Annotated in this window: 9 protein-coding genes and 1 pseudogene; all 10 read right to left on the reverse strand. The window is 62.5% G+C overall.

Annotated features, from left to right (window positions below; all coding sequences use genetic code 11):
• Nucleotides 1-983 (reverse strand): acyl-CoA dehydrogenase family protein (locus tag WAW17_RS11835; RefSeq protein ID WP_422333171.1); only part of this gene is annotated, 983 nt, incomplete at its 3' end.
• Complete coding sequence (locus WAW17_RS11840) at nucleotides 980-2,476, reverse strand: class I adenylate-forming enzyme family protein (RefSeq protein ID WP_422333172.1); 1,497 nt, start codon at nucleotides 2,474-2,476, stop codon at nucleotides 980-982. The genes WAW17_RS11840 and WAW17_RS11835, both read right to left, overlap by 4 nt.
• A gap of 11 nt (nucleotides 2,477-2,487) precedes the next feature.
• Nucleotides 2,488-2,790 carry a hypothetical protein gene (locus WAW17_RS11845; RefSeq protein WP_422333173.1) on the reverse strand — a complete coding sequence of 101 codons (303 nt, stop codon included), beginning with the start codon at nucleotides 2,788-2,790 and terminating at the stop codon, nucleotides 2,488-2,490.
• A gap of 37 nt (nucleotides 2,791-2,827) precedes the next feature.
• Nucleotides 2,828-3,916 (reverse strand): phosphotransferase family protein, encoded by a 1,089-nt coding sequence (locus WAW17_RS11850; RefSeq protein ID WP_422333174.1) that lies wholly within the window; start codon nucleotides 3,914-3,916, stop codon nucleotides 2,828-2,830.
• Nucleotides 3,913-5,206 (reverse strand): annotated as a pseudogene (locus WAW17_RS11855) (acyl-CoA dehydrogenase family protein). The gene WAW17_RS11850 and the pseudogene WAW17_RS11855 overlap by 4 nt, the downstream one beginning before the upstream one ends.
• A 46-nt stretch (nucleotides 5,207-5,252) precedes the next feature.
• Complete coding sequence (locus WAW17_RS11860; protein ID WP_422333175.1) at nucleotides 5,253-6,395, reverse strand: thiolase family protein; 1,143 nt, start codon at nucleotides 6,393-6,395, stop codon at nucleotides 5,253-5,255.
• A complete protein-coding gene (locus WAW17_RS11865) occupies nucleotides 6,392-6,838 on the reverse strand; it encodes a Zn-ribbon domain-containing OB-fold protein (RefSeq protein WP_422333176.1) in 447 nt (148 codons plus the stop codon). The genes WAW17_RS11860 and WAW17_RS11865 overlap by 4 nt, the downstream gene beginning before the upstream one ends.
• A gap of 511 nt (nucleotides 6,839-7,349) precedes the next feature.
• On the reverse strand, nucleotides 7,350-7,775 hold the full coding sequence (locus WAW17_RS11870) for a Zn-ribbon domain-containing OB-fold protein (RefSeq protein ID WP_422333177.1): 426 nt from the start codon (nucleotides 7,773-7,775) through the stop codon (nucleotides 7,350-7,352).
• On the reverse strand, nucleotides 7,772-8,953 hold the full coding sequence (locus tag WAW17_RS11875) for a thiolase C-terminal domain-containing protein (RefSeq protein ID WP_422333178.1): 1,182 nt from the start codon (nucleotides 8,951-8,953) through the stop codon (nucleotides 7,772-7,774). The genes WAW17_RS11870 and WAW17_RS11875 overlap by 4 nt, the downstream gene beginning before the upstream one ends.
• The coding region (locus tag WAW17_RS11880) for a CoA transferase (RefSeq protein ID WP_422333179.1) at nucleotides 8,946-9,226 on the reverse strand (281 nt) is incomplete at its 5' end. The genes WAW17_RS11875 and WAW17_RS11880, both read right to left, overlap by 8 nt.

Below are 9,226 nucleotides of genomic sequence, written 5' to 3' on the forward strand. Positions count from 1 at the left end.
GCGAGAACTGCAGCAGGACCACACACCATGGCCACCATCGCGGCGGCCCGCGACAGCTCCTCGGCGCTGCCGTGCACTGCCGCCCAGATGCCGTGCTCCACTGCCGACTCGGCGCTCTGCACGGCGACAGCCACCTCCGCGAGCTTGTGTTTGATGGCTTGGAAGGACCCGATCGGCCTGCCGAACTGAATTCGTTCACGCGCATACTCGACGGCCATGTTCAGAACGGTCTTCGACTGCCCGAGCTGTTCGCATCCGATCGCGAGCAACGCGATGTCGCGCGCACGGGCCACCAGGTGGTCGGCCTCACCGGACGTCCCGATCAACTCTGCGGGGGCATTCTCCGCCCTGATCACCGCAAGTGGCCGTGTGAGATCGAGTGTCTGCATGGGGTCCCGATGGACGTCCCGACCCTCGACGGCAAAGAGCGTGTAACCGGACTCTTCGCGCACCGGGACGAGAATGAGGTCGGCTGTGGCACCATCGACCACAAACTCTGCCGTACCCGACAACGCATACCCGGCGGAAGTTTTGCTCACGACGAAAGGGGCGAACTGGTCGACGAATGCACGGTCACCGATCAGGATCGGATCGAAGAGCACGGTGGCTGTCGCCTCTCCCGCAGCAATCCGGGGAAGCCACTTCGACGAAACACCACAACCGTCCGCCGCGAGGAGAACTTCGGTGGCGACAACGGTGCTCAAATACGGCACAGTCGCCAACGCCGCCCCGACCTCCTCGAGAACCACAGCGGCCTCCGCGAAGGTGGCGCCCACCCCACCCAGAGCCTCGGGAACAGGCAGAGCCGGCGCCGCAAAATTACCGGAAAGAGCGGACCACAGCTCCCTGTCGGAGTTGCCTGCCGATGCGGCCTCGGCCCGCTGGAGCAGATTCCCGGGCGGATTTACCTTGCGGACCATAGCGATGACCGATTCGCGGAGAAGCACTCGATCTTCGGCGGCCTCGGAGTGTTCGAGGATCATGCCGTCACCCTTTCGAGCAGTGCGGCCAGTTCGGTGCGAACCTCACGACGCAACAGCTTGCCGAGCTCGTTGTAAGGCAATTCGTCGCGGTAGTGGATCTGGGCGGGAACGCGGGTCGAGCGCAGAGCCGCGCGGACCAGTTCCTTCAGGTCTGCGGTGGCGACAGCAGCTCCGGCAGCGACTACCACCACGGCTTCGACCCGTTCACCCCACTCCGGGTCCGGCACACCCACCACGGCAACGTCGGCCACAGCTTCATGGCTGCGCAAACAGTCCTCGATCTCCGCCGGTGCAATGTTCTCGCCTCCGCGAACGATTACGTCGTCAGCGCGGCCGTGTAGGAACAGGTAACCGTCAGCGTCGAGGTGACCATGATCTCGAGTGGGATACCACCCTCCCTCGGCGACTGCCGAGTGCGAAAGGTACTCGCCCGAAACCTGTTCGCCACGCACCCAGACTTCGCCTGCGACACCGGCCGACAGTACCTTTCCACCCTCGGACCGCACCTCGAGTTCGATCGAGGGGATCGGCCGACCCACCGAGCCGAGCCGCGCGCGAACTGACGGATCCTTGCTGGCCGCAGCGATCCGATGATCTTCGGGCCCCAGGACAGCAATAGTAGAGCTGGTCTCCGTGAGTCCGTAGGCATTGACCAAGCCCACACCGGGCAGCAGTGCGAGCGCGCGCTCGACCGTCTCGACCGGCATCCGGCCCCCGCCGTACGACAGATGCCGGAGAGCGTCGAGTCGCTGACCGCGGCGCTCGAGCACATCGAGGATCCGGCCCAGCATCGTCGGAACAACCATCGCGTGCGTGATGGCCTCTTCCGCAGCGAGATCCACCCAGGACTCGGGATCGAAAGCAGGAAGTTGCACGATACGACGTCCCGAATACACCGAGGTGAGTGCTGAACTCACGGAGGCAATGTGATAGGGCGGGACCGACACCAGAATCGCTTCCTCGGGACCCGCGTTGAAGAACTCGATCGTACTGACCACATACGGGACGAGGTTGCCGCTTCGCAGAACCGCCGCCTTCGGTTCACCACTGGTACCGCTGGTGAAGAGCAGCACAGCTGGCAAGCCCTCGTTCGGCGGCACCACTGCTCCGTCCGCGGCGGCGTCGGGTGTAGACAGATCGAGCAAGCTGACGCTGCTGCTGGACTCGACTCGGGCAGTGAAGTCGGCGCCGGCAACCACGGCGGCCGGAGCGAGTCGTTCGAGCGCACGACCGACCTGCTGGTCGGTCCAACGGTAGTTGATGGGAGCGAACGGCACACCCGCGTAGCTGCATCCGAACAGCAGCGCAATGCACGTCGGCGAGTTCAGGTCGAGATACGCCACCGCCTGCGCGTCGGTCCGCCCGATCCGTGAGCCGTAACGCCTGCTGCGTTCGAGCAGTTCGCGGTAGGTCAATCCGTCTCGTCGGGTTCCGACCGCGATGCGGTCACCGTCCGCGTCTGCGGCCATTTCCAACAGCATCGAAAGATTCATGGTCGTACCAATCAGTCCGAGGAGGGAAGTGCCTTGGGCACCAGCAACTGGAGTGGCCGATCATCGGCCGATACGGAGCCGGCTCCGGGCTTGACACAGAGGACTTCCACGCCGGACTCCGTGTCGACGTACCTCTTACCCATCACGGTGCCTGCATCGAGGCCGACCTCGGGGACGCCGAGCCCTTCCACCGACTCGTCCGGTGCCAGCATCGGTACACCACCGCAGCACAAGGTAATGTCTCCGTTGCCGGCGCGAATGACCATGACTTCAGTGCTGCAGACCGCGCTGCGCATTTTGGCACCAGTTTTCATTACATACTCCTCATTGATTTCATCGCGGAATTCGATATCAGGACAGCAACCCGAGGGCACGACGAGCGAGCGGCGGAATCAGTGCGCCACGCTCCCCCATCCGGGCATCGGTTGTCTGACCTCGAACGAAGCGGGCGTAGAGCTGTTGGAGAATCACCGACGTCTTCCAACATCCGAGCGCCTCGTACCAGGCGATATCGGACAGGTCGAGGCTGCTGCTCTTCCCATATCGGTCGATGACAGCGGCACGGGGCGGCAGGCCGAGTCCGTGCATTCCCGGAACCGCAACGAAGGCCGCATCCGAGTCGGGATCGAGTGTGCTGTCCGGCCAGTAGTTGAGCAGCGTGCCCAGATCCGACAGCGTGTCACCGGTTGTCGCCATGTCCCAGTCGAAAACCGCCGTGACGCGGTCCGGGTCACCCGGCTTGAATTGGCAGTTGTCGATCTTGTAGTCGTTGTGCACGATTCCACTGCGCTGGCTTCGCGGCCGGCCCTTCACGAGCCGGGCCGCGACTTCCCGCATGACGGCCGCCGTCTCCGATGAGTCGGCCTCGGATTCCACAGCTGCCCAGCGCTTTTGCCAACCGTCGAGCTGCCGGTCGAGGTAACCTTCAGGCCGGCCCAAGTCGGAGAGCCTCGCCTTCTCGGGATCCACCTCATGCAGGTCGGCGAGTGCATCGATGACGGCGAGTCCGATCCGCTCGCCGGCATTGTCGAATTCATTCATCGAGTGCGGGACATGGTCCCAGACAACGATTCCCTCGCGGTACTCGTTGATGAAGAACTCGGCGCCGATTACCGACTCGTCGGCACAATGCAATAATGCGCGCGGCGCACGAGGAAACTCAGTGTGCAGCCGTGAGAGAACCTTGTATTCGCGAGCCATGTCGTGGGCACCTGCGGCGATCGTGCCGAAGGGTGGTCGGCGAACCACAAGTCGCCGGTCACCGAACGTCACCTGATATGTCAGGTTCGCTGATCCGCGGGGGAACTGGAGAACCGAGAAGTCGCCCGCGAGATCCGGGAGCTGCTCGCGCAGATAACTTTCGAGCCTGTCCCAGTCGAGTATCTCGCCATCGCGAACCGGAGCGAGCTCTGCCTGATCGTCGTTGACCTCGGTACTCATGACAGTCTTGCCAGATCGAGATGCGCATACTTTTCGTGAGCCGCCGCATCCAGGGCAGGAAGATGGCGGGTCGGAAACAGTCCGGGTGCCGGGGTTGCATTGCGCAGCAACTGCTTTGCCACTGTCTGCAGGTGCAGCTCGGTGGCGCCATCGGCGAGCCCCATGTGGTAGCTCTCCATGATCCAGCGCCCGAACGGCAATTCCGTCGAAATGCCCAGCGATCCGTGGATCTGGGCCGCGCGTGAGGTTACGTCGAGAAGAACCTTGGGCATCGCTGCCTTGACTGCCGAGATATCGACCAGGACCCTTTTGTAGTCGTTGTACTTGTCGATCTTCCACGCGGTCTGCAGTACCAGGAGCCTGAACTGCTGCAGCTGGATCCATGATTCGGCAATCATTCCCTGCACCATTTGAAGATCCGCCAGGCGCTGGCCACGCGTATGACGGGACACGGCGCGCTCCAGCATCATGTCCAACGATGCCTTGACCAGTCCCACCGTCCGCATCGCGTGGTGGATTCGGCCCCCACCGAGTCGAGTCTGTGCGACCTCGAAACCCTGGCCCTCTTCCCCGAGCCTGTTGCCGACGGGAATTCTCACGTCCGTGTACCGCATGTAGGCGTGAGTGGCCTCATGATCCTCATGCCCGGACACCCCGACGTTGCGGACGATCTCGACGCCCGCCGTATCGATCGGCACGAGGAACATCGATGCTCGCTTGTGCGGTGCGGCCTCCGGATTCGTCACAGCCATGACGATGAGGAACGACGCGAATCTGGCATGCGAAGAGAACCATTTCTCACCGTTGATGACGTATTCGTCCCCGTCTCGCACCGCGCGGGTGATGAATCCGGTGGGGTCGGACCCGCCGGCCGGCTCGGTCATCGAGTAGGCGGACATGATGTCGCCCTCGATCAATGGCTCCATGTAGCGCTTCTTCAGTTCAGCACTGCCGAAATGCGCCAGCACCTCTGCGTTGCCCGAGTCCGGTGCCTGGCAACCGAACACCACCGGACCACTGTGGGTTCTCCCGAGAATTTTCGTTGAGGAGCGCAAGCTTGAGCTGTCCGTAGCCTCGCCCGCCGAGATCGGGAGTGAGATGGCAGGCCCACAGCTTCCGCTCACGTACCTGTTGCTGCAACGGACGGATGAGTTCGTTACGCTTCGGATCCGTCACATCCCAGGCATGCTCGATCATGCGGTCGAGGGGTTCGACCTCGGTGTGAACGAAGTCCTCCACCCATTCCAACTGGGCTTGGAATTCGGGATCGGTTTCAAAGTCCCAGCTCATCGCGTGCTCCTAGAATACGTAGTGAAAGAAGAAATTTCGTAGAGGACTACCGGGACAACACGGTGCACGCGCTGATGCCAGGTGCTCCGTAGACATGACTGAAGGCCAGCCTCGGGTTACCGGGAACCTGCCGGGCACCGGCAGCACCGCGCAACTGCACGACGTTCTCGTACACCTGCCGAAGCCCCGTCGCGCCGATAGGTTCACCGTTCGCGATGCAACCCCCGTCGGTATTGATAGGGATGCGCCCGCCGATAGCAGTCTCACCGGCAGCGATCAACGCCTGCTGCTCTCCGTGTTTGCAGAGTCCGGTTTCAGCCATGTGCATGATTTCGGCTCCGGACTCGGTGTCCTGGATCTGCGCGACATCGATATCGACGGGATCGACGCCGGCGGCTTCGAAGGCTGCTCGCGACGCTGTCGTCGTGGGGCCGTCCGCACGTTCGGGCGAGACCCACGGACTGAACACCTCGAAAGAGCCGAACTGACGTGAGCGCAACTCTGCGGCCTCGAGAAATACCGGGGTGTCGGTGTACTTCTTCGCCTGATCCGCGCGTGAAAGGATCAGCGCCACGGCCCCCTCCGCGGGAGAACAGAACATGAATTGGGTCAACGGATGGCTCACCATCGTCGACGACGTGATCTGCTCTTCCGTCATCGGAGTCCGGCGCCACGCGTGAGGTGCGAGCGATCCGTTCCGGAACGCTTTCACCGACACCTTTGCGAGTGTGTTCTCACTGATGCCGTGTTCCGCCATATAACGCTGGATCTTCATCGCGAAGAACTGCGTGGTCACCATCATGCCCGTCTCGCCGTACCACTGTCCCAGCCCATTCGCCTCGGGATCGGCGTTGAAGGCGCCCTTGGGATGCTTGTCGAACCCGATAGCGATGCCGAGGTCGTGCTTGCCCGATCCGATCGTGTTCACCGCGGACGTCAATGCGCTACCGCCCGTGGCACACCCGTTGGAGACGTTGATGAACGGCAAGCCGGTCAGTCCGAGTTCCGACACCAGGGTGTCGGCGTTGCCAGCGGAATCGCTGCCACCATAGGCAAATTGAATGTCGGACCACTCGACTCCCGCGTCCGCCAGCGCCTGTCGTGCGGCATAGACCGCTTGTGCGCGTCCGCTCACACCCTCGGTCCGCCCGAACTGGTGGATACCTACTCCGACGATCGCGACCTTCATTTCGTCTCCTCCTGGCTGCTCGAGCCGAACGCGTAGGTCAGAACTTCGGAGCCGTCGGTGTCACGGTGATTTACCAACGTGGTCAATGTCATGGGATCGCCGATCTCGAGTTGGTCCGGGTCATTGACCGTCAATCGAGCCTCGACAATGACCGAGCCCAGGTCGATGTACCCCACACCGAACGGGACGAACTCATCCGGGCCGAGGAATGGACGTTTCGGCCGAAACGCCTGCACGGTGTACGACCACAACGTGCCGGACTTCGGAAGGTCGATATTCACCATCGAACCGCCGCTGCACCGCGGACACGAGTCCTGCGCGGGGAAGGTGACGGTGCCGCAATCGCCACACCGGCCACCGAGTAGAACAGCGCCTCCCTCGTCGATTCGAAGGACCTCGACATCAATCGACCTACCCGACGACAGTGCCTGCGTTGACGTCACTCTCGAACTCCTGTCGTATATGTTCCCGGCGTTTCCGGCATCGACCGTCTGCGTGGACAGCAGTCCCGGCGCGCCTGGGCTTGTCTCTTGCCCGCCACGGTCGGAAGGGTCACCCATCACCCGACCATGTGCCTCGGATCACTCGCAATACACCGAAGCATAATTATCATGAGGAATTTTTGCAATAGGACTCCACCAGGGATGTTGGAACGAGTGCGGCGGGCGCGAAGCACTTCGGCCCGGCACCGCGGCCATCGCCTCTCCCGGCGCTCCTCCTTGCCGCCGACCTCAGCGCCCAAGACGAACGGGACGCTCGTTGCGTTGGATGCAACGAGCGTCCTATTCGAACTCAGGCTCCGAAGGACCGAAGGACCGAAGGAGCTGGAACCTCGAGCTCCTCGGTGACTTCACCGACCAGCTTCCTTGGTGTCGACGAAGAGCACGGAGGTGGTATCCGCGAAAGAACAACGGACAGCAGATTCCCGCGAGACCGGATCTCTTTGTTGTTGCCCTACGCGCTCTCCGTCGCGATTTTCCATGTGGGCAGAACTGTGGCGTTGCCATCTCTGTCCAGCCCCAAATCTTCGAACTCGACGACGAATTCGGTCGACTCGTCAACGTCCACCCGGCCAGGCAGGTGGCCGACCATCCGGACGTTCTGTTCACCGTCGAGTTCGATCAGCACCACGGTGTACGGCACCGGGAAGAGCGGATGAACCTGGTGCTCCACCACGGTCCACGACTTTGCTCGCCCGCGGCCCTCGACGGCGGCCCATTCGAGATTCCTTCCGCCGCAACCCACGCACCGGGGCCTCGGCAGATGGATTCGAGTGCCACACTCCGTACAGGTGAGTACGCCGAGTTCGCCTTTCGCCGCCAACTCGAAGAAACCGCGACTCGCCGGGTCGTCGACCCGCGGCGCCAGCCGGGCACTCATGCCGACACCAGGATCAGCGCGGCCGTGGACGGCGGCGGCGCCGACGTCACGAGCGACACGGCCGCCCCCTCCACCTGGTTGGATGATTGTCCGCGAATTTGACGGACACCTTCGACGACGTGGTTCATTCCGTGGATATACCCCTCCGACATATGGCCTCCACTCGTGTTGAACGGCATCGCTCCGCCGACTTCGAGCTCACCGGATTCGATGAACGCTCCCGCCTCGCCCCGAGCACAGAAGCCGTAATCTTCGATCTGCAACAGCGCTGTGATGGAGAAACAGTCGTAGAGTTGTGCCGAATCGATGTCCTTTGGTCCGAGACCCGCACGCGCATAGAGTGTCTCCGCGCAATGCTTCGACGGCATCGACAACGGGTTCTCGCGCATCAGAGCCGGATACATCTGACCCGGCTGGGGTCGAGGTCCGCTTGCCATCGCTGCTGCACGAATAACGGCGGGGGGTTGACGGAGATCCTTTGCGCGCTCGGTGGTCGTGACGACAACCGCGGACGCACCATCCGTTTCGAGACAGTAATCGAACAGGCGCAACGGCGTGGACAACATACGTGAGTTCATGTAATCGTCCACAGTCATCGAGCGGTGGTGCATTTGCGCGGCCGGATTGTTGTTGGCGTGCTTGCGCGCAACCAGCGCGATGTTCGCAAGCTGCTCGGATTTCAGTCCGGTCTCGTTCATGTATTGCTGTGCAATGAGCGCAAAGAACATTCCGGGAGCGAGCAGCCCATACGGACCGAAAAATTCGGTGAACGTCTCAGCTCCACCGATGACGGGATCCAGCTCGGCAGAAAGTCCGAACCGGTTGCCGGAGCGTCCGTTGAGGGAACGGAAGACCACCACGGTTTCCGCCTGTCCACTCATGATCGCGGCGACAGCCTGTGCCACCATCGCGCAGGGACCTGACCCACCGGGGCCGGCCTCACCGTAGTACGTCAGATTCCCTGCTCCGATCGCGTCTCCGAGCGCAGCGCAGGACACGAGGTCCATGTCGTTACGAACGACGCCATCCACCTCGGAGGGATCGATCCCCGCGTCTGCCAGCGCGGCGAGTGCCGCGTCCGCCGCGAGAGCTGTCACACTGACTCCGGAATTCTTCGAGAAGGTGCTCTGCCCGACACCGGCAATCGCGCAGACGTCACGTTGCCAACGATCATTCATGAGACAAGACCTCCTCGGTGTGCTCACCGAGGAGCGGAGGCCGGGTCGGCACTCCGTTACCACCGGAAAATCGGTACGGGGTGCCGGGAAAGAGCACGCTGGAACCGTCGTGCATCTCGACGGTTTCGAAGAACTTGCGTTCGATGAGGTGCTCGTCATCGAACAACTCCTCCGGGGCCCGCAACGGTCCGATCGGCAGACCACGGCCCTGCCCCTCGCGGTATACCGATCCCGAATCCTGAATGAGGAAGAACACCTCGAGCAGTTCCTGGA

Source organism: Rhodococcus sp. (in: high G+C Gram-positive bacteria) (assembly GCF_049286785.1).
Lineage (GTDB): Bacteria > Actinomycetota > Actinomycetes > Mycobacteriales > Mycobacteriaceae > Rhodococcus_F.

What these genes read in the sequence shown, in the direction of transcription:
- WAW17_RS11860 (WP_422333175.1), bottom strand. Translation starts at nt 6,395, where the DNA reads ATGAAGGTCGCGATCGTCGGAGTAGGTATCCACCAGTTCGGGCGGACC.
- WAW17_RS11850 (WP_422333174.1), bottom strand. Translation starts at nt 3,916, where the DNA reads ATGAGTACCGAGGTCAACGACGATCAGGCAGAGCTCGCTCCGGTTCGC.
- WAW17_RS11845 (WP_422333173.1), bottom strand. Translation starts at nt 2,790, where the DNA reads ATGAAAACTGGTGCCAAAATGCGCAGCGCGGTCTGCAGCACTGAAGTC.
- WAW17_RS11875 (WP_422333178.1), bottom strand. Translation starts at nt 8,953, where the DNA reads ATGAATGATCGTTGGCAACGTGACGTCTGCGCGATTGCCGGTGTCGGG.
- WAW17_RS11840 (WP_422333172.1), bottom strand. Translation starts at nt 2,476, where the DNA reads ATGAATCTTTCGATGCTGTTGGAAATGGCCGCAGACGCGGACGGTGAC.
- WAW17_RS11870 (WP_422333177.1), bottom strand. Translation starts at nt 7,775, where the DNA reads ATGAGTGCCCGGCTGGCGCCGCGGGTCGACGACCCGGCGAGTCGCGGT.